At 67.6% G+C, this 19,850-nt stretch carries 19 protein-coding genes; 10 read left to right on the top strand and 9 right to left on the bottom strand.

Translation table 11 applies throughout. From position 1 onward, the window contains the following. Positions 1 to 52: 52 nt before the first annotated feature. The 4 genes from AC5P5X_RS10835 (at position 53) to AC5P5X_RS10820 (ending at position 5,536) form a co-directional block, all read left to right on the top strand. Positions 53 to 1,201 (top strand): efflux RND transporter periplasmic adaptor subunit, encoded by a 1,149-nt coding sequence (locus AC5P5X_RS10835; protein ID WP_099484308.1) that lies wholly within the window; start codon positions 53 to 55, stop codon positions 1,199 to 1,201. Positions 1,202 to 1,237: 36 nt separating this feature from the next. Next, positions 1,238 to 4,387 (top strand): multidrug efflux RND transporter permease subunit, encoded by a 3,150-nt coding sequence (locus AC5P5X_RS10830; protein ID WP_111189423.1) that lies wholly within the window; start codon positions 1,238 to 1,240, stop codon positions 4,385 to 4,387. Then, on the top strand, positions 4,368 to 4,760 hold the full coding sequence (locus AC5P5X_RS10825) for a nuclear transport factor 2 family protein (RefSeq protein WP_005409466.1): 393 nt from the start codon (positions 4,368 to 4,370) through the stop codon (positions 4,758 to 4,760). Before AC5P5X_RS10830 ends, AC5P5X_RS10825 begins: the two co-directional genes overlap by 20 nt. A gap of 83 nt (positions 4,761 to 4,843) precedes the next feature. Further along, entirely contained in the window at positions 4,844 to 5,536 is a 693-nt protein-coding gene (locus AC5P5X_RS10820; RefSeq protein WP_076739000.1) for a COG3650 family protein, read from the top strand. Between the two features lie 154 nt (positions 5,537 to 5,690). Here AC5P5X_RS10820 and yeiP read toward each other — a convergent pair whose 3' ends face one another. From yeiP to AC5P5X_RS10795, 5 genes are all read right to left on the bottom strand, one after another. Further along, the gene (gene yeiP, locus AC5P5X_RS10815; RefSeq protein WP_005409468.1) at positions 5,691 to 6,257 is read right to left on the bottom strand and encodes an elongation factor P-like protein YeiP; all 567 of its coding nucleotides are present in this window, start codon (positions 6,255 to 6,257) and stop codon (positions 5,691 to 5,693) included. Between the two features lie 49 nt (positions 6,258 to 6,306). Further along, the gene (locus tag AC5P5X_RS10810) at positions 6,307 to 7,077 is read right to left on the bottom strand and encodes an SDR family oxidoreductase (protein WP_005409469.1); all 771 of its coding nucleotides are present in this window, start codon (positions 7,075 to 7,077) and stop codon (positions 6,307 to 6,309) included. Positions 7,078 to 7,177: 100 nt separating this feature from the next. Continuing rightward, positions 7,178 to 8,074, bottom strand: a complete 897-nt coding sequence (locus AC5P5X_RS10805; RefSeq protein WP_495215980.1) for a hydroxymethylglutaryl-CoA lyase — start codon at positions 8,072 to 8,074, stop codon at positions 7,178 to 7,180. Then, positions 8,071 to 8,472 (bottom strand): VOC family protein, encoded by a 402-nt coding sequence (locus AC5P5X_RS10800; RefSeq protein ID WP_043035388.1) that lies wholly within the window; start codon positions 8,470 to 8,472, stop codon positions 8,071 to 8,073. The genes AC5P5X_RS10805 and AC5P5X_RS10800 overlap by 4 nt, the downstream gene beginning before the upstream one ends. Positions 8,473 to 8,474: 2 nt before the next feature. Then, positions 8,475 to 9,263, bottom strand: a complete 789-nt coding sequence (locus AC5P5X_RS10795; RefSeq protein WP_005409472.1) for an enoyl-CoA hydratase/isomerase family protein — start codon at positions 9,261 to 9,263, stop codon at positions 8,475 to 8,477. Between the two features lie 119 nt (positions 9,264 to 9,382). On the opposite strand from AC5P5X_RS10795, the gene AC5P5X_RS10790 reads away from it, so the two are divergent. From AC5P5X_RS10790 to AC5P5X_RS10780, 3 genes are read left to right on the top strand one after another with little or no spacing between them, the layout of a single operon-like run. Continuing rightward, the gene (locus AC5P5X_RS10790; protein ID WP_005409473.1) at positions 9,383 to 9,637 is read left to right on the top strand and encodes a FeoA family protein; all 255 of its coding nucleotides are present in this window, start codon (positions 9,383 to 9,385) and stop codon (positions 9,635 to 9,637) included. Further along, positions 9,634 to 11,499 (top strand): ferrous iron transport protein B, encoded by a 1,866-nt coding sequence (gene feoB, locus AC5P5X_RS10785; protein WP_049459816.1) that lies wholly within the window; start codon positions 9,634 to 9,636, stop codon positions 11,497 to 11,499. Before AC5P5X_RS10790 ends, feoB begins: the two co-directional genes overlap by 4 nt. After that, entirely contained in the window at positions 11,499 to 11,753 is a 255-nt protein-coding gene (locus tag AC5P5X_RS10780) for a DUF6587 family protein (protein WP_005409475.1), read from the top strand. The genes feoB and AC5P5X_RS10780 overlap by 1 nt, the downstream gene beginning before the upstream one ends. A 54-nt stretch (positions 11,754 to 11,807) precedes the next feature. On the opposite strand, the gene AC5P5X_RS10775 is transcribed toward AC5P5X_RS10780, so the two are convergent. The 4 genes from AC5P5X_RS10775 to AC5P5X_RS10760 form a co-directional block, all read right to left on the bottom strand. Then, the gene (locus tag AC5P5X_RS10775; protein WP_049459817.1) at positions 11,808 to 12,269 is read right to left on the bottom strand and encodes a DUF4304 domain-containing protein; all 462 of its coding nucleotides are present in this window, start codon (positions 12,267 to 12,269) and stop codon (positions 11,808 to 11,810) included. Between the two features lie 117 nt (positions 12,270 to 12,386). Beyond that, entirely contained in the window at positions 12,387 to 12,968 is a 582-nt protein-coding gene (locus tag AC5P5X_RS10770; RefSeq protein WP_005413208.1) for an NAD(P)H-dependent oxidoreductase, read from the bottom strand. A 55-nt stretch (positions 12,969 to 13,023) separates the two neighbouring features. Beyond that, positions 13,024 to 13,419: a MerR family transcriptional regulator gene (locus tag AC5P5X_RS10765; protein ID WP_049459818.1), complete on the bottom strand. Its 396-nt coding sequence runs from the start codon at positions 13,417 to 13,419 to the stop codon at positions 13,024 to 13,026. Between the two features lie 4 nt (positions 13,420 to 13,423). After that, positions 13,424 to 14,185, bottom strand: a complete 762-nt coding sequence (locus AC5P5X_RS10760) for a 3-oxoacyl-ACP reductase (RefSeq protein WP_414486345.1) — start codon at positions 14,183 to 14,185, stop codon at positions 13,424 to 13,426. Between the two features lie 90 nt (positions 14,186 to 14,275). Between AC5P5X_RS10760 and dapB the strand changes: the two genes are divergently transcribed. From dapB to carB, 3 genes are all read left to right on the top strand, one after another. Then, complete coding sequence (gene dapB / locus AC5P5X_RS10755; RefSeq protein ID WP_005409480.1) at positions 14,276 to 14,995, top strand: 4-hydroxy-tetrahydrodipicolinate reductase; 720 nt, start codon at positions 14,276 to 14,278, stop codon at positions 14,993 to 14,995. 335 nt (positions 14,996 to 15,330) lie between these two features. Then, complete coding sequence (carA, locus tag AC5P5X_RS10750) at positions 15,331 to 16,458, top strand: glutamine-hydrolyzing carbamoyl-phosphate synthase small subunit (protein ID WP_005413213.1); 1,128 nt, start codon at positions 15,331 to 15,333, stop codon at positions 16,456 to 16,458. Positions 16,459 to 16,607: 149 nt separating this feature from the next. Beyond that, positions 16,608 to 19,850 carry a carbamoyl-phosphate synthase large subunit gene (gene carB, locus AC5P5X_RS10745; protein WP_111189422.1) on the top strand — a complete coding sequence of 1,081 codons (3,243 nt, stop codon included), beginning with the start codon at positions 16,608 to 16,610 and terminating at the stop codon, positions 19,848 to 19,850.

Below are 19,850 nucleotides of genomic sequence, written 5' to 3'. Positions count from 1 at the left end.
AGACTGCACGCTTCAGAACCTATCAGCCGCCCGCGCGGCATTGTGCACAGCAATGAGAACCTTCAGGACTCCGGTCGCGTTGATCGCGGCCCTCGCCCTGGCCATGACGGCCTGCTCCGCCCCCGAAGCCACGCCCGAAGCGGCACCGCGCGTCAGCGTGGTCACGGTCGGCCCGCAGGTCGTGCAGCGCGATGACGAACTGCCTGGCCGCGTGGCCGCCGTACGCACCGCACAGATCCGTGCCCAGGTGGGCGGCATCGTGCAGCGCCGGCTGTTTGAGCAGGGTGCGGAAGTGCGCGCCGGCCAGGCCCTGTTCCAGATCGATCCGGCGGCGTTCCGTGCCGATGTCGACTCGGCACTGGCCGCGCTGCAGCGCAGTGAGGCCGCCTTGGGCCGCAGCCGCGTGCAGTCGCAGCGCCTGCATGCGCTGGCGGCCGCGCAGGCGGTCAGCCAGCAGCACCGCGACGATGCCAGTGCCGAGTACGAACAGGCCCGTGCCGCGGTGAATGAGGCGCGCGCGATCCTGGCGCGTCGCCAGCTCGATCTGCGCTATGCCACGGTCAGCGCGCCGATTGCCGGCCGCATCGACCAGGCGCTGGTGACCGAAGGTGCACTGGTCGGCGTGGCCGATGCCGAGCCGATGGCGGTGGTGCAGCAGATCGACCAGGTCTACGTCGATGTGCGCCAGCCGGCCGCGCAGCTGGAGTCGCTGCAGCGCAGCGCTGCCGGCGGCGGCGAGCTGCCGGTAACGATCATCGGTGCGGCCGGCAAGCCGCTGTCCGAGCGTGGCCAGATGCTGTTCTCCGGTATCAATGTCGATGCGCGCACCGGTGATGTGATCCTGCGCATCCTGGTCGACAACCCGCAGCGCCAGCTGCTGCCCGGCATGTACGTGCGCGCGAAGGTGCCGCGGGGTGCGCCGGCCAGCGCACTGACCGTGCCGCAGCAGGCCGTGCTGCGCAGTGCCGGTGGCCAGGCCTATGCCTGGGTGATCGGTGGCGACGGCAAGGCGGTGATCCGCACGTTGGAGGTCGACGGCAGCGTTGATCGCCAATGGCTGGTGCGCACCGGCCTGAAGGCGGGCGAAAAGGTGGTGGTCGAAGGCCAGGAACGCCTGCAGGAAGGCGTGGTGGTCGATGCGCGCGACTGGCAGATGCCGGTCGCCAGCGCCGGCGCGGTGCAGGCCGGCAGCAAGGGCTGAGCCTCTACCGGGCCGGTCCCTCCAGGAAATTCCAACATGGCACGTTTCTTCATCGATCGCCCGGTGTTCGCCTGGGTGCTGGCGATCTTCATCATCCTGGCCGGTGTGCTGGCGATCCCGCGGCTGGCGGTGGAGCGCTATCCGGCGGTTGCCCCGCCCAGCGTCAGCATCTACGCCAGTTACCCGGGTGCGAGCCCGCAGACGCTGAATGACGCGGTGGTCGGCCTGATCGAGCGCGAGCTGTCCAGCGTCAAGCACCTGCTGTACTTCGAGTCGTCGGTGGACACGTCCGGCGAAGCCTCGATCACCGCCACCTTCAAGCCGGGCACCAACCCGGAGCTGGCGCAGGTGGACGTGCAGAACCGGATCAAGGCGATCGAGCCGCGCCTGCCGCGCAGCGTGCGCCAGAACGGCCTGTTCGTGGAGGCCGCCGATTCCGGCTTCCTGATGCTGGTCGGTCTGCGTTCGCCGGATGCCAGCGTCAGCGAGGCCGCACTGGGCGACTTCATGGCGCGCAACATCATCGAGGAGCTGCGCCGCATCGATGGCGTCGGCCGGGTGCAGCTGTTCGGTGCCGAACAGGCGATGCGCGTGTGGCTGGACCCGACCCGGTTGACCGGCTATGGGCTGACCATGGGTGACGTGGCCGCTGCCATCGAGCAGCAGAACCTGGAGATCTCGCCGGGGCGCATCGGCGATTCTCCGGGTGTTCCGGGCCAGCGCATCACCGTGCCGCTCAGCGCCGATGGCCAGTTGTCCACGCCGGAACAGTTCGCTGCCATCGTGCTGCGCGCCGGGGCCGACGGCTCGCGGGTGGTGCTGGGCGATGTCGCCCGCGTCGAGCTGGGCGCGCAGAGCTATGCCTGGGGCACCCGCGAGGATGGCCATCCGGCCACCGCCGCCGGCGTGCAGCTGCGTCCTGGCGCGAACGCGGTTCGCACCGCGTCGGCGGTGCGCGAGCGCATGGCCGAGCTGGCGCCGCTGCTGCCGCGCGGCGTGGAATCGAGCATTCCGTTCGACACCGCGTCGTTCGTCAGGATCTCGATCCAGAAGGTGGTGCAGACGCTGCTGGAGGCGATGCTGCTGGTGTTCGCGGTGATGTACCTGTTCCTGCAGAACTGGCGCTACACGCTGATTCCAGCGTTGGTCGCACCGATCGCGCTGCTGGGTACCTTCGCGGTGATGCTGGCGCTGGGCTTCTCGATCAACGTGCTGACCATGTTCGGCATGGTGCTGGCGATCGGCATCATCGTCGACGACGCGATCGTGGTGGTCGAGGGCGTGGAACGGATCATGGCCGAGGAGGGCCTGCCGCCGCGCGAGGCCACCATCAAGGCGATGCGCGAGCTGACCGGTGCGGTGATCGGCATCACCCTGGTACTGACCGCGGTGTTCATTCCGATGGCGCTGGCCAGCGGCTCGGTGGGCGCGATCTACCGCCAGTTCACCGTGGCGATGGCGGTGTCGATCCTGTTCTCGGCGCTATTGGCATTGAGCCTGACCCCAGCGCTGTGCGCGACCCTGCTGCGCCCGAACACCCATGGCCACCATGGTCGGGGCGGTCTGTTCGGCGCCTTCAATCGTGGCTTCGAGGCGATGACCGGGCGCTACCAGCGTGGCGTGGCCTCCGTGCTGCAGCGAAGCGGGCGGGTGATGGGCGTGTTCGCCGCACTGGTAGTGGCGCTGTTGCTGGGCCTGCACTGGTTGCCGGGTGCATTCCTGCCGGAAGAAGACCAGGGCTATTTCATGACCTCGATCCAGCTGCCGGCCGAAGCGACCGCCGAGCGCACGCTGGCCGTGGTCGAAGCCTACGAACGGCATGTAGCCTCGCGCCCGGGCATCGGCTCCAATCAGTCGATCCTTGGCTACAGCTTCTCTGGCTCCGGCCCGAGCGCGGCGCTGACCTACACCATGCTGAAGGACTGGGGCGAGCGCGCAGGCGCCACCGCGGCCGCTGAGGTGGAGGCGGCGCAGAAGGCAATGGCCACGATTGCCGAGGGCGAGGTGATGAGCGTGATGCCGCCGGCGATTGACAGCCTGGGTCGTTCGTCCGGGTTCTCGCTCGCCCTGCAGGCGCGTACCGGGCAGAGCCAGGCCGAGCTGCGCGCGGCCCTGCAGCAGCTGCTGAAGCTGGCCGAGGCCAGTCCGCTGCTGTCCGAGGTGCATGCCGATGGCCTGCCAGCAGGTACCAGCGTGCGGCTGGATATCGACCGTGCCAAGGCCGAGGCGATGGGCGTGGGCTTCGAACACATCAGCAGCACGCTGTCGGCTGCGATGGGCTCGCAGTACGTCAATGACTTCCCCAACAAGGGCCGGTTGCAGCAGGTGATCCTGCAGGCCGACGCACCGCACCGCATGGAACTGGAGGATGTGCTGAAGCTGTACGTGCGCAACAGCGAAGGCGGCATGGTGGCGTTGTCGGAGCTGGTGACCCCGCACTGGACCGAGGCGCCACTGCAGCTGCAGCGCTATCTCGGCTTCCCGGCGCTGAACCTGTCCGGTGCACCGGCGTCCGGCGTATCGACCGGCCAGGCGATGGCCGAAATGGAGCGGCTGGCCGAAAGACTGCCGTCCGGCTTCGCCCTGCAGTGGACCAGCCAGTCGCTGCAGGAACGTGAGTCGGGGGCGCAGGCGCCGTGGCTGCTGCTGTTGTCGATGCTGGTGGTGTTCCTGGTGCTGGCGGCACTGTACGAGAGCTGGTCGATTCCGCTGGCGGTGATGCTGGTGGTGCCATTGGGCCTGCTCGGCGCGGTCGCCGCCGTGTTGTTGCGCGGCATGCCCAACGACGTGTTCTTCAAAGTCGGCATGATCACCGTGATCGGGCTGTCGGCGAAGAACGCGATCCTCATCGTCGAGTTCGCGCGGCAGCTGCAGCAGCAGGGGCGCGGCCTGGTCGAGGCGGCATTGGAGGCGGCCAGGCTGCGCCTGCGGCCGATCGTGATGACCTCGCTGGCATTCGCGCTGGGCGTGGTGCCGCTGATGCTTGCGCAGGGCGCGTCGAAGGAAACCCAGCAGGCGATTGGAACCGGTGTGTTCGGCGGCATGGTCAGTGCGACGGTGCTGGCGGTGTTCTTCGTACCGGTCTTCTATGTAGTGGTGCAGGGCGCGCGGCAGTGGATCGCGCAACGCCTGCGCAGGCGCCGGCCGATGCCGGAAGGATCCGTGGATGGAACGGGACATCGTTGAAGACCTGCATGAGCGGCAGTTGGCAGCGCTGGAACAGCGCCTGCGGCAGGCATTGCTGGATGACGACCACGATGCGCTGACTGCGCTGGTATCGCCGGCATTGTTCATGATGGACGGGCAGGGCGGGCGCTTGCTCGACCTGCCTTGGCTGGGCGACTGGCTGGCCGGAAACCTGCAGGTGCGCAGCCTGCAGTCGTACGCGGTGGAAACGCTGCTGTGCGGACGCCTGGCATTGTTGTCCAGCGACGTGCGCTTGTCGGTGCGCGGGCAGGGCCGGGAGCGCGAGCTGAAACTGCGCCTGCTGCGGGTGTGGACCTGCAGTTCCGGCGAAAGCGGCGCGCAGCTGTTGTCGATGGCGGTACTGGCCGCATGAGCGCGGTCAGGCCGCTTTCAGGCCCCGCTCACCGACAGGTGGTAGGGTCGAGCCTCTCTGTAGTGTCGACAAGGAGTCGAGCCATGCGTGTAGTTCCCAGTCTGTTGGCAGCCTCCCTCGGGTTGGTGCTGGCCGCGTGCCAGCCGGCCCAGCCGCCCGCCGCAGGCGGCAATGACGCCCCGCCTGCCGCGCCGCAGCCGAGCGCCAGCACCGAAGGTGGCAGCGAGACCACGTACCAGTGTGGTGATCTGAGCGTGCGCGCGACCTTCAATGGCGAGGATGCGGCCACGGTGGTGATCGGCGAACGCACCTTCGCCATGAGCTCCGAGCGTGCGGCGTCGGGTGCCAAGTACGGCGATGGCAAGGGCAACAGCTTCTGGACCAAGGGCAGCGATGACGGCCTGTTGAGCCTGAAGGGCGAAGCCGATCGCGAGTGCCATGCGGTCGAAGCCACTGAAGGCGATGGCAGCGCCGGCAATGCCGCGTTCCGTGCCACCGGCAATGAGCCGGGCTGGCTGGCGGTTGTCGACGGCGACACGCCGGGCCTGCAGGTGGAAGTGGATTACGGTGAGCGTCGTTTCGATGTCGCCCAGCCCACCGCAGGTGCTGACGGCTGGAGTGGCAAGGCGTCCGATGGCACCGACGTCAAGCTCAGCTTCCAGCGCATGACCTGCCAGGACGACATGAGTGGCGAGGCGTTCGATGCCAAGGTGAACCTGACCATCGGCACCCGCCAGTACCACGGCTGCGGCAATTTCGGCGCGAAGCAGCCGTAAGCTACCTGTAGAGCCGAGCCACGCTCGGCTGCAGTCCCTGTCCAACGCACAGCAGCCGAGCGTGGGCTCGGTGCTACACGACTGCTACATCCGATGGCCTGCCTGCGGCGAATGCGCCGCAGGCAGGGACAGGCAGCCGATCAGCGCGAGGCGATTAGTCGGCACGGCCCGCGAATTCGCCGGTGGCGGTGTTCACCAGCACGCGTTCGCCGTTGACGATGTACTCCGGCACCATGATCTCGATGCCGGTGTTGAGCTTGGCCGGCTTCGGGCGCTTGGTGGCGGTGCCACCCTTCAGTTCCGGCGGCGTCTCGATCACTTCCAGCACCACCGAGGCCGGCAGCTGGATCGCCACCGGCTGCTCGTCGATCACCTGCACGTAGATGCCGGTCAGGCCATCGGTGATGTAGCCAGCGTCGTCGCCGATCACGTCCGCGTCCAGGGTGTAGGGGGTGTAGTCCTCGTCATCGAGGAACACGAACGCGTCGCCGTCCTTGTACGAATAGGTGGACTGGCGGCGCAGCAGTTCGACCTCGACCAGGTTGTCGTCGGCATCGAAGCTGGCATCGAGCTTGTTGCCGCCCGGCACGCTGTACATGATGAAGCGGAAGCGGACGTTGCCGCCGCGACCCTGCGGCGAGCTGCGCTCGATGTCGCGGATCTGGTACACGCCGTTGTTGTACTCGACGACGTTGCCCTTCTTGATGTCGTTGGCTTTCATGGTGATCTAGGTCGTTGGGGGAGGGCGCCGTCCCGGCGCCCGGGGGGAATCACTTCGGAGCGAGGCGGGTAGCGCCGTCCAGGCGGATGGTCTCGCCGTTGAGGTAGGTGTTGCCGAGGATGAAGCCGACCAGGCTGGCGAAGTCTTCCGGCTTGCCCAGGCGCGACGGGAACGGAATCGAGGCGGCCAGCGACTGCTGCACGGCTTCGGGCATGCCGTCGACCATCGGCGTCCAGAACACGCCCGGAGCAATCGTATTGACGCGGATGCCGAAGCGCGACAGTTCGCGTGCCATCGGCAGCGTCATCGAGACCACGCCACCCTTGCTGGCGGCATACGCGGCCTGGCCGATCTGGCCTTCATAGGCGGCGATGCTGGCGGTGTTGATGATCACGCCGCGCTCGCCGTCAGTGCCCGCTTCGTTGTGCTGCATGCGGTTGGCCGCGGCCTTGGCCACGTTGAAGCTGCCGACCAGGTTTACCATCACCGTGCCCTGGAAGCCGGCCAGCGGCATCGGGCCTTCCTTGCCCAGCACGCGGCCGGCGCCCAGGATGCCGGCGCAGTTCATCGCCACGTTCAGGCCGCCGAGGAAATCGTGGGCCTGGTCGATGGCCGCGGTCACCGCCGCCTCATCGCTGACGTTGACGTTGAAATAGCGGGCCTTGTCGGCACCCAGCCCGGCAATGGCGGCAGCGCCCTTGTCGTCGTTGAGGTCGAACAGGGCCACCTTGCCGCCCTGGGCGACGAGGTGCTGGGCCACGGCCAGGCCGAGGCCGGAGACGCCGCCAGTGATCACGGCACGTACGGAAGACAGCTGCATTGAACGGTCCTGCAGGTTCGAGAACCGCCGATTCTAACGGAAGCCGCGACCGCCGCTGTTGTGCACTGCGCCGCCTTTGCGGGGCGGCGCAGCGCGGCGGTCAACCGGCGGCGGCCAGCGCCTGCCCGGTGCGGCTGGCGGTGGCGCGGCCGAGCAGGCCGGCCAGCCAGCGGCCGGTCTCGGCCAGTGCCCGCAGGTCCACGCCGCTGTCCAGGCCCAGGCCCTGCAGCAGGTAGACCACGTCTTCGCTGGCGACGTTGCCGCTGGCGCCCTTGGCATACGGGCAGCCACCGGCACCCGACACCGCACTGTCGACCACGCGCACGCCTGCTTCCAGGCAGGTGGCGATGTTGGCGATGGCCTGGCCGTAGGTGTCGTGGAAGTGCACGGCCAGTGCTTCCATCGGAATCTCGGCAGCGACCGCCTGCAGCATCGCCCGTGCCTTGCGTGGGGTGCCGACGCCGATGGTGTCGCCCAGCGAGATTTCGTAACAGCCCATCTGGTGCAGGGCGCGTGCAACGCGCACCACATCAGCCAGCGGCACTTCGCCCTGGTAGGGGCAGCCGAGCACGGTGGAGACGTAGCCGCGCACGCGCACGCCATCGGCGGCGGCACGGCGCAGGATCGGCTCGAAGCGCGCCAGCGATTCATCGATGCCGGCATTGGTATTGGTGCGGTTGAACGCCTCGGACGCGGCGGTGAACACCGCCACTTCCTCCGCGCCCACCGCACGGGCGCGGTCGTAGCCTTGTTCGTTCGGCACCAGTACCGGGTAGTGGATGCCGGGCCGGCGCTGGATGCCGGCGTAGACCTCGGCGGCATCGGCCAGCTGCGGGATCCACTTCGGGCTGACGAAGCTGGTCGCCTCGATGCTGCGCAGCCCGGTGGCCGACAGACGGTTGATCAGTTCGATCTTGTCGCCGGTGGAGACCGACTGCTTTTCGTTCTGCAGGCCGTCACGCGGCCCGACCTCGACGATGCGGACGTAGTCGCTCATGCGGTTGCCCCATTGGCAGGGCGGTGGCAGACCGCCTCGATGTTGTTGCCATCCGGGTCCAGCACGAAGGCGCCGTAGTAGTCCGGGTGATACCACGAGCGCAGGCCCGGGGCGCCGTTGTCGCGGCCACCGGCGGCGAGGGCGGCGGCATGGAAGGCGTCCACCTGGTCGCGGCTGGCGCAGGCGAAGGCCACATGCACGCCATGGCTGGCGGTGCCGCCATTGCCAAGCCAGAAGAACGGCTTGCCGTCGCTGCCGAAGCCGATGTGGTCATGCGCGCCGGTCTGTTCGGCGGTCACTTCCATCACCACGCCGATCTGCAGTGGCGCCAGTGCCTGCAGGAAGAAGGCCTTGCTGCGCGCCAGGTCGGCGCTGGTCAAACCAAGATGATCGAGCATGTTCAGGCTTCCGTGACCCAATGGGGGGCGCGCTTGTCGAGGAAGGCGCCCAGGCCTTCCTGGCCCTCGGCCGACACCCGCAGGCGCGCGATCAGGGCGGCATTATCGCGATCCAGGGTGTCGCGGTCATGGCTGTCGCGGACCTGGCGGACCAGTTGCTTGGCGGTGGACGAGGCGATCGGGCCGGCCTTGTCGAGCAGGGCCAGCTGGCGTTGCACGGCCTCGTCCAGGCGTTCGGGCTCGACCAGCTGGTGGACCAGGCCGATGCGCAGCGCGGTGTCGGCGTCGAAATGCTCGCCGGTGGCGAACCAGCGACGGGCCTGGCGCGGGCCGATGGCTTCGATCACATAGGGCGAGATCACCGCCGGCAGCAGGCCGAGGCGGCTTTCGGTCAAGCCGAAGCGGGCCGAGGTGCTGGCGATGGCGATGTCGCAGCAGGCGACCAGGCCGACGCCGCCGCCGAAGGCCGCGCCATGGACCCGGGCCAGGGTCGGCTTGGGCAGCTCGTCCAGGGTGCGCATCAGCCGGGCCAGGGCCAGCGAGTCCTCGCGGTTATCGGCTTCGCTGGCCGCCGCCATGCCGCGCATCCACTGCATGTCGGCACCGGCCGAGAAGGAGGCGCCGTGGCCGGCCAGCACCACCGCGCGCACCGAAGCATCGTGGCCGGCGGCCTCCAGTGCGGCGGTCAGCCGGGCGATCAGCCCGGCGTCAAAGGCGTTGTGCAGCTCCGGCCGGTTCAGCCAGAGGGTGAGGACGGCGCCGCTGCGCTCGATCTGCAAAGCATCGTTCATGGGATTCCAGGGTCACTCCATACCTGTATGGATCATAGCGGGCCATTGGTCATGGGCCATGACGCGACGCGGGAATGTTAGAATCGAGAACCATTTACATCCAGCAGAGAACACGCTAGATGACGCTGTCCGAACTGCCGCTGCACACCTCGGCCGTGGTCGAGTCCGTGCAGGACCTGCATGCCAACGATGCCATCGCCCGTCGCCTGCGCGAGCTGGGTTTCGTGAAGGGCGAGGAAGTGCGCCTGGTGGCCAAGGGTCCGGTGGGGGGAGAGCCGCTGCTGGTGCAGGTCGGGTTCACCCGTTTCGCGCTGCGGATCAGTGAAGCCAAGCGGGTCGTGGTCGACGCCGCCAGCCAGGAACGACGCGCATGACTGCCACTGCCACTACCGCCCCCCTGCGCGTTGCGCTGGTTGGTAACCCCAACAGCGGCAAGACCGCACTGTTCAACCAGCTGACCGGCAGCCGGCAGAAGGTTGCCAACTACACCGGCGTCACCGTCGAGCGCAAGGAAGGCCGTCTGCGTGCGCCGTCCGGCCGCGAGTTCGCGGTACTCGACCTTCCGGGCGCCTACAGCCTGCATCCGGCCAGCCTGGACGAGGCGATCACCCGTGACCTGTGCCGGGGCTTCTACCCGGGCGAAGCTGCGCCGGATGTGCTGCTGTGCGTGATCGACGCCACCAACCTGCGCCTGCACCTGCGCTTCGCGCTGGAACTGCGCGAGCTGGGCAAGCCGATGGTGGTGGCGCTGAACATGGTTGATGCGGCCCAGCGCCGTGGCATCCAGGTGGACGTGGCCGCGCTGGAGCGCGAGCTGGGCGTGCCGGTAGTGGAGACCGTGGCGGTGCGCAAGCAGGGCGCCAAGGCTCTGGTCGAACGCCTGGATGCGATGGTCCCGCACCTGGATGCACCGGTGCCGGGCCCGGAAGGTGGGCTCGATTACCACGCCAAGGTGCGCGAGATCCTGTCGGTGGCCGTGCGCATGCCGGCGCGGACCGCGAAGATCGACGACGCGCTGGACCGCTGGCTGCTGCACCCGGTGTTCGGGCTGATCAGCCTGGCGGTGGTGATGTTCCTGATCTTCCAGGCGGTGTACGCCTGGGCGACGCCGCTGATGGACGCCATCGAGGCCGGTTTCGCCTGGCTCGGCGCCTTCGTCGGCAGCGTGCTGCCGGAAGGCCCGCTGGCCAGCCTGCTGACCGACGGCATCATCGCCGGTGTCGGTGGCGTGGTGGTGTTCCTGCCGCAGATCCTGATCCTGTTCTTCTTCATCCTGGTGCTGGAGGAATCCGGCTACCTGCCGCGTGCGGCGTTCCTGCTCGACCGCATGATGGCCGCCGCCGGGCTGTCCGGCCGCTCGTTCATCCCGCTGCTGTCCAGCTTCGCCTGCGCGGTGCCGGGCATCATGTCCACGCGCAGCATCCAGGACCCGCGTGACCGCCTGGCCACGATCCTGGTGGCGCCGCTGATGACCTGTTCCGCACGCCTGCCGGTGTACGCGCTGCTGATCGGTGCGTTCATTCCGCAGAAGACGGTATGGGGCGTGTTCAACCAGCAGGGCCTGGTGCTGTTCGGCCTGTACGCGGCCGGCATCCTCAGCGCGCTGGCGATGTCGTGGATCATGAAGAAGTGGCGCCGCGACAAGAGCGAGCATCCGCTGATGCTGGAACTGCCGTCGTACCGCCTGCCGCACGTGCGTGACCTGGCGGTCGGCCTGTACGAGCGCGGCATGATCTTCCTCAAGCGCGTTGGCGGCATCATCCTGGCGCTGACCATCCTGCTGTGGGTGCTGTTGTCGTTCCCGGCAGCACCGGCGGGGGCCACCATGCCCGCGATCGATTACAGCTACGCCGGCCAGATCGGCCATGCAATGGCTGTGTTCTTCGCGCCGCTGGGCTTCAACTGGCAGATCTGCATCGCGCTGATCCCGGGCCTGGCCGCGCGTGAGGTGGCGGTGTCTTCGCTGGCCACCGTGTATGCGCTGTCGGCAGCCGATGACGATGCCGCCAGCCAGGCACTGACCCCGCTGATCAGCGATGGCTGGTCGCTGGCCACCGCACTGTCGCTGCTGGTCTGGTACATCTACGCCCCGATGTGCATCTCGACGCTGGCCACCATCAAGCGCGAGACCAACTCATGGAAACAGATGGGCTTCGCTGCGTTCTACCTGTTCGCGGCGGCCTACGTGGCCGCGCTGATCACCTACCAGGTGACCAGGGCGCTGGGAGGCGGCTGATGGATGCCGGGCTGCTGATCCAGTACCTGATCATCGCGGTGGCCGTGCTGGTCAGTGCCTGGGTGGTGCTGAAGAAGCAGTTCCCCGGTACCGTGCGCAAGCTGCGCGGGGCGTTGGCGCTGGCCCTGCTGAAGCCCGGTCGCGCCGCCTGGCTGCAGGCGCTGGGGCGGAAGGTCGCGCCACCGGCGAGCGGAAGTGGCGGTGCCTGTGGCGGTTGCGACAGTTGCGGGCCGACTCCGCCGAAGCGGCACTGACGCTGCTTCTCCTGCGCTGGTGGGTGCGAACCTTGGTTCGCACGCTTCCGGGGTTCAGACCTCTCTGCGGATGATCGCCCGGAAGCGTCCATCCCGATTCAATCGCCGCACCGATTCCCGGTTCCCATGGGTTGCCGCGAAGCCGGCCACGTCGGCAAGGGCATCGAGCAGCAGGCCTTTCAGTCCGTCGCGGTTACCAGCCTGCAGCAGGTCTTCAAGATCCTGCTGGATGAAGGCCCGGCGCAGGCCTGGTGTCTCTTCAATCCGCCAGTCGACGTGGGGCGTGGGAATGCTGGAGCGGTACCTGAAAGCCGTTTCAAGATCGTCAGGTGCGAGGGGATGCTTGAGCAGCTCTGGAAAGTAGAGTCCAGCATTCACATAGAAACCCCGGCTTTCGCTGGCACGCTGGTGATTCACGACAAGGAGGGCGTCATCCAGCAAGCGGTAGCGGGTAGTCGTGGTCCCGGCAAAGCCGGTCTTCCTGGCGCACTTGCTGAAGACAGTCGAGGATTTCATGGGCTTTGCCCGGGCCGGAACAGGGGGCCACAGCCTTGAGGTGCGGTGCCTGGCGGTCAATTGGCAAACGCGACACGCGGAACACTGGCCAGCATTTCATCCACGCATGGCGTGGATCTACCAGGCGCGTGAGCCCAGGTCCGCCGCCAGCGCCAGCCACTTGCTGCGTTGTGCCGGTGTACTGCTGCGTACGGCGCCAAGGCGGCTGACACGCACCGGGTGGATGCCGCAGAACTGCAGGATGGTGGCGCGGATCTGGGCGACGCCCGGGTCGCGGTAGATCCAGCGGTAGTACCAGGGCGGCGTATCCAGCGTGGTGATCACCCGCGCGCTGCGCCCGGCCAGCAGCCGGTCCCACCACACCGAATCGCGCCGGTAGCGGAAGGCGTACCCCGGCAGCAGCACGCGATCGAAGAAGCCCTTCAGCAGTGCCGGCATCGCGCCCCACCAGGTGGGGTAGACCAGCACCAGGTGATCGCAGGCCTCGATCGCTTCCGCGGCGTCCTGCAGGTCGGCTTCCAGCGGCTGGATCTGACGGTAGCCGTGGCGCAGTACCGGGTCGAACTGGAGGTCACCCAGCGCGATCAGGCGCACCCGGTGGCCAGCATTCTCGGCGGCGGTGGCATAGCGCTGGGCGAGGGCGCCGCACAGGCTGTCACGGTCAGGATGGCCCAGCAGGATCAGGATGGAACGGGACACGGCAACCTCGCGCAATGGAAAGTGCGCGAGGTTGGGGTCTGCCCCAGGGGCAGAGTCAAACCGGGGTGGTGCAGCCGCTGGGTTCCAGGATGCAGTCGCCGCTGCCGGAGTGCAGCCACTGCTGCAGTTCGTCGCTGACCAGCTGCAGGTCGCGCTCGACCTGTGCCAGCCGCATCCGCTCGTCGGCAATGCGGCCGCGCTGCTCCTCCAGCAAGGCCAGTACCGCTGGCCAGTCGAGCCGTCCATCGCGGCCCTGCAGGCGTGAGATCGCGGCCAGGGTGATGCCCAGCCCCAGTGCCTGGCGGATCAGCTGCACCCAGGCCACGTCCTGTTCGCTGTAGTCGCGATAGCGGTTCAGGCGTGGCACCGGCGGCAGCAGTCCGCGCGCCTCGTACAGGCGGATGGCCTTGGCACTGGCGCCGGTCAGGCGGCTGACTTCGGAGATGCGCATCGACTCAGTCCCGCACCAGCCCGCCATCGACCACCAGGTTCTGACCGGTCACCGCGCGCGACCAGGGGCTGGCGAAGAACAGCGCGGCATCGGCGAACTCGGCCGGCGTGGTGACGCTGCGCAGTGGCGTGTTGGCGGCGATGTAGTCGAACACTGCTTCCGGCGTGGCGGCGCTGGCATCGGTGGTGCGCAGCAGGCCGCCGGACAACATGTTCACGGTGATGCCATGCGGGCCGAGGTCGCCGGCCAGGGTACGGGTCAGCGACAGCAGTGCGGCCTTGGCGGCGGTGTAGTCGTGATAGGGGACCACCGGATTCTGGAACAGGTTGGTGCCGATGTTGATCACCCGACCGAAGCGACGGGCCTGCATGCCGGGCAGGGCGGCCTGCACGGTGTTCAGCGCGCCGCGCACGCTGCCCTCGAACTGCGCCTGGAACGCCGGCCAGCCGATGTCGGCGGCGCCGTCGCGGGCATCACCATTGAACGAGAACGCGGCCAGTGCGTTGTTGACTACGGTGGTGACGCCCTGGCCGAAGTGGGCCAGGGCGTGCTGCAGCATTGCATCGACCTCGGCGCGCTCAGTGACATCGGCCGGCAGCGCGATCGCCTGTCCGCCCAGCTCGGCAGCCAGAGCACGTGCGGCGCCTTCGCTTCGGTGGTAGTTGATGATGACGCGCGCGCCCTGGGCGGCGAAGGCGCGGGCGATGTGCTGGCCAAGGCCGCGGCCGGCACCGGTGACCAGCACCAGCTGTTCGCTGATCTGCATGAGGGAGCTGCCATCCATTGCATGAAAGGGCATGCAGCGTAGCAGCGATGGCGCTTGCCGGAGCGGGCGTGCTGCCGCTAGCCTGCAGGCATGAACCAGACTCCCCTGCGATTGCTCATCCACGGTGCCTCCGGGCGCATGGGCCAGGCCCTGCTGCGGCTGGCCGCCGAACATCCCGAAACCCTGCAGATCGCCGCTGCGGTGACGGGTCGTGCGCCGGCCCAGCGCGTGGTCGATGGCGTACCGTTCTTCGCGGCCAGCGAGCTGCCCGGTGCGCCGGCATTCGACGTGGCGATCGACTTCAGCCTGCCGGAGGGTTTCGACCCGATGCTGGCACTGTGCGTGGAACGTGGTGCGGGGCTGGTCTCGGGCACTACCGGCATCTCCAGCACGCAGCGGCAGGCGCTGGAGGCGGCGGCGGCGAGGATCCCGCTGGTCTGGGCCTCGAACTTCAGTCTGGGCGTGGCGGTGCTGGACGAGCTGGTCGAGCGCGCGGCGCAGGCGCTGGCCGGCTGGGACTGTGACATCGTCGAGTCTCACCACACCCAGAAGAAGGACGCGCCGTCGGGCACTGCACTGACCCTGGGTGCGGCCGCGCAGCGGGGCGGGGCGGAGCCGCACTATGCCAGCCTGCGCGCTGGTGACATCGTCGGCGAGCATCTGGTCCAGTTCACCGGGCTGGGCGAGCGCATCGAGCTGGTGCACCGGGCCACCAACCGCGACATTTTCGCCCGCGGCGCCCTGTTCGCCGCCCGCCAGCTGCAGGGCCGCGCCCCGGGCAGCTACCGGGTACGGGACCTGCTGCAGTAAGGCGGGCTGATTCCTGGGGTCGGATCCCTTTCCTGCGGAAAGGGCTCTGACCCCATCCGAGGGCGCCTGGGGTCAGAGCCTTTCCCATTCGGGAAAGGATCCGACCCCACCTCCGGCCCGCATACGCCGCCGGATTGAAATGAATGCGCAATCGCCCGTTCATGAAGCGCGATAACCGCTGGCGCGAGCGCCCCGGCAGCGCTACAATTCGCACTCGCCGAATCACGAAAGCCGGACCGGTCCCAGACCGCACGTCCGCGCTTTTTTGCAACCGGATTTCCGTGAAGCGCAGGCGTGACTTCGGCAGCCCCCTCGGTAGCCAAAGTGAGATTCCCGTGACCCAAGCCGCAATCCTCGTCCTCGAAGACGGCACCGTATTCGAGGGCGAATCCGTAGGCGCGCCCGGCCTGTCCGTCGGTGAGGTGGTGTTCAACACCGCCATGACCGGCTATCAGGAAGTTCTGACCGACCCGTCCTACGCCCGGCAGATGGTCACGCTGACCTATCCGCATATCGGCAACACCGGCATGACCGACCAGGACAATGAAGCGTCCAAGGTGTGGTCGGCCGGCCTGATCGTGCGCGATGTTCCGCGTCGCCCCAGCAACTGGCGCAGCCAGGTGTCGCTGCAGGACTGGCTGATCCAGCGTGGCGTGGTTGCCATCGCCGGCATCGACACCCGCAAGCTGACCCGCATCCTGCGCGAGAAGGGCGCGCAGAACGGTGCGCTGATGGCCGGCGACATCGACGTGGAAAAGGCACTGGAAGCCGCCCGCAAGTTCCCGGGGCTGAAGGGCATGGATCTGGCCAAGGTCGTCACTACCGAGAAGACCTACACCTGGACCGAGGGCCAGCTGGACCTGGATGCCAATGCCTTCGTCAGCGTGCCGGCCAAGTACAAGGTCGTGGCCTACGATTTCGGCGTGAAGACCAACATCCTGCGCATGCTGGCCGAGCGCGGCTGCGAAGTGACCGTGGTGCCGGCGCAGACCCCGGCCGCCGAAGTGCTGGCGCTGAAGCCGGATGGCGTGTTCCTGTCCAACGGCCCGGGTGACCCGGAACCGTGCGACTACGCCATCGAAGCGATCAAGACCTTCATCGACGTGAAGATCCCGACCTTCGGCATCTGCCTGGGCCACCAGCTGCTGGGCCTGGCCTCGGGCGCGCAGACCATGAAGATGGGCCACGGCCACCACGGTGCCAACCACCCGGTGCAGGACCTGGACAGCGGCCGGGTGATGATCACCTCGCAGAACCACGGCTTCGCGATCGATGAAGCGACCCTGCCGCCGACCCTGCGCGTGACCCACCGCTCGCTGTTCGATGGCACCAACCAGGGCGTGGCCCGCACCGACGTGCCGGCGTTCTCGTTCCAGGGCCATCCGGAAGCGTCGCCGGGCCCGACCGATGTCGGCCCGCTGTTCGACCGCTTCGTGGTGCTGATGGAGCAGGCCAAGGCGTGATCAGTACGCCGCCGGCCCCCCGGTGGCGTCGCGATGGACCGTAAACCCCGCATCGCTGCTGCCCCTGGCGCGGCGCTGCGGTTCAAGATTCCTGATCGACAGCGTGCGATCACTCCCCCTTGTCACGCTGTACTGACTTAGAGAAGAAAATGCCCAAGCGCACTGACCTCAAGACCATCCTCATCATCGGTGCTGGCCCGATCGTCATCGGCCAGGCCTGCGAGTTCGACTACTCCGGCGCCCAGGCCTGCAAGGCCCTGCGTGACGAGGGTTACCGCGTGGTGCTGGTCAACAGCAACCCGGCCACGATCATGACCGACCCGGAGATGGCCGATGCCGTCTACATCGAGCCGATCAACTGGCAGACGGTCGAGAAGATCATCGCCAAGGAAAAGCCCGATGCGCTGCTGCCGACCATGGGTGGCCAGACCGCGCTGAACTGCGCGCTGGACCTGGCCGACAATGGCGTGCTGGAGAAGTACAACGTCGAACTGATCGGCGCCAAGCGCGAAGCGATCCGCATGGCCGAAGACCGCGAGCTGTTCCGCGTGGCCATGGGTGAGATCGGCCTGGAATGCCCGACCGCCGCCGTCGCTCACACCCTGGACGAAGCGCTGGAGATCCAGACCCGCGTCGGCTACCCGACCATCATCCGCCCCAGCTTCACCCTGGGCGGCAGCGGTGGCGGCATCGCCTACAACCGCGAAGAGCTGGTCGAGATCGTCAGCCGTGGCCTGGAACTGTCGCCGACCACCGAAGTGCTGGTGGAAGAGTCGGTGCTGGGCTGGAAGGAGTTCGAGATGGAAGTGGTCCGCGATACCGCGGACAACTGCATCATCGTCTGCTCGATCGAAAACCTCGACCCCATGGGCGTGCACACCGGTGACTCGATCACCGTGGCCCCGGCGCAGACCCTGACCGACAAGGAATACCAGCGCCTGCGCGATGCCTCCATCGCCGTGCTGCGCAAGATCGGCGTCGATACCGGTGGCTCGAACGTGCAGTTCGGCATCAACCCGAAGACCGGCCGCGTGGTCGTCATCGAGATGAACCCGCGCGTGTCGCGTTCCTCGGCGCTGGCCTCCAAGGCCACCGGCTTCCCGATCGCCAAGGTCGCCGCCAAGCTGGCCGTGGGCTACACCCTGGACGAACTGAAGAACGAGATCACCGGCGGCCTGACCCCGGCCTCGTTCGAGCCGTCCATCGATTACGTCGTCACCAAGATCCCGCGCTTCGCCTTCGAGAAGTTCCCGGCCGCCGACGCCCGCCTGACCACCCAGATGAAGTCGGTGGGTGAGGTGATGGCGATGGGCCGCACCTTCCAGGAGTCGATGCAGAAGGCCCTGCGTGGCCTGGAAACCGGCAAGGTCGGCTTCGACCCGACCGGTCTGGACCTGGCCAACGAAGACGACCTGCAGACCCTGCGTCGCGAGCTGAAGGCGCCGGGCCCGGAGCGCCTGTTCTTCGTTGCCGATGCGTTCCGCGCCGGCATGAGCGTGGAAGAGATCTACGCACTCTCGTTCATCGATCACTGGTTCCTGGACCAGATCGAGGAAATCATCGCTGCCGAAGCTGAAGTCGCTGCCGGTGGCATCGACGCGCTGGACGCTGCACGCCTGCGCAAGCTGAAGCGCGCCGGCTTCTCCGACGCACGCCTGGCGCAGCTGACCGGCACCAACGAAGCCGCCATCCGCGCGCTGCGTCGTGCGCACAAGGTGCGCCCGGTCTACAAGCGCGTGGACTCCTGTGCCGGCGAGTTCTCCACCGGTACCGCCTACCTCTACTCGACCTACGAGGACGAGTGCGAGGCCGCGCCGAGCAACCGCGACAAGATCATGATCCTGGGCGGTGGCCCGAACCGCATCGGTCAGGGCATCGAGTTCGACTACTGCTGCGTGCATGCGGCACTGGCGCTGCGCGAGGATGGCTATGAAACCATCATGGTCAACTGCAACCCGGAAACCGTGTCGACCGACTACGACACCTCCGACCGCCTGTACTTCGAACCGCTGACCCTGGAAGACGTGCTGGAAATCGTCGAACTGGAACAGCCGAAGGGCGTGATCGTGCAGTACGGCGGCCAGACCCCGCTGAAGCTGGCGCGGGCGCTGGAAGCCAACGGCGTGCCGGTGATCGGCACCAGCCCGGATTCGATCGACCTGGCCGAAGACCGTGAGCGCTTCCAGCAGCTGGTCGACAAGCTGGGCCTGAAGCAGCCGCCGAACCGCATTGCCCGCAACGACCAGGAAGCGCTGCTGCTGGCCCGCGAGATCGGCTACCCGCTGGTGGTGCGCCCGAGCTACGTGCTGGGCGGCCGTGCGATGGAAATCGTCTACGGTGAAGCCGACCTGGCCCGCTACGTGCGCGACGCGGTGAAGGTGTCCAACGATTCGCCGGTGCTGCTGGACCGCTTCCTCGACAACGCGGTGGAGTGTGATGTCGACATCATCGCCGACAAGGAGGGCAACGTCCTGATCGGTGGCGTGATGGAGCACATCGAAGAAGCTGGCGTGCACTCGGGCGATTCCTCGTGCTCGCTGCCGCCGTACTCGCTGTCGGCTGAAACCCAGGCCGAACTGCGCCGCCAGGTGGTGGAGCTGGCCAAGGCCCTGAACGTGGTCGGCCTGATGAACACCCAGTTCGCGATCCAGACCAGCGACGAAGGTGCCGACACCATCTACCTGCTGGAAGTGAACCCGCGTGCGTCGCGCACCGTGCCGTTCGTGTCCAAGGCCACCGGCATGCCGCTGGCCAAGATCGCTGCCCGTTGCATGGCTGGCAAGAGCCTGGCCGAGCAGGGCGCGACCAAGGAAATCGTGCCGGACTACTACTCGGTGAAGGAAGCGATCTTCCCGTTCGCCAAGTTCCAGGGCGTCGACCCGATCCTCGGGCCGGAGATGCGCTCCACCGGTGAGGTGATGGGCGTGGGCCGCAGCTTCAACGCCGCCTTCGCGCGTGCGCAGGAAGCCGGTGGCATCAAGGCACCGCCGGTCGGCAAGGCCTTCGTTTCGGTCCGCGATCCGGACAAGAAGCGCGTGCTGCCGGTGGCCAAGGCGCTGCTGGCGCGTGGCTACAGCCTGGTCGCGACCCGTGGCACCGCCGCGTGGCTGCAGCAGCACGGCATGGACTGCGAGATCATCAACAAGGTGGTCGAAGGCCGTCCGCACATCGTCGACTCGATCAAGAACGGCGAGATCGTCTACATCGTCAACACGACCGAAGGTCGCTCGGCGATCAACGACTCGTTCTCGATCCGTCGCGAGGCGCTGCAGCATCGCGTCACCTACTCGACCACCATTGCCGGCGCCAAGGCGCTGGTGGATTCACTGGAATTCCGCGGCACCGGCCCCGTCTGGTCGCTGCAGGAGCTGCACAAGGAGTTGAATGCATGA

The sequence above is a fragment of the Stenotrophomonas sp. YJH_SMC_91 genome, from assembly GCF_059368495.1.
This window is presented reverse-complemented; position numbering and strand designations above follow the sequence as displayed.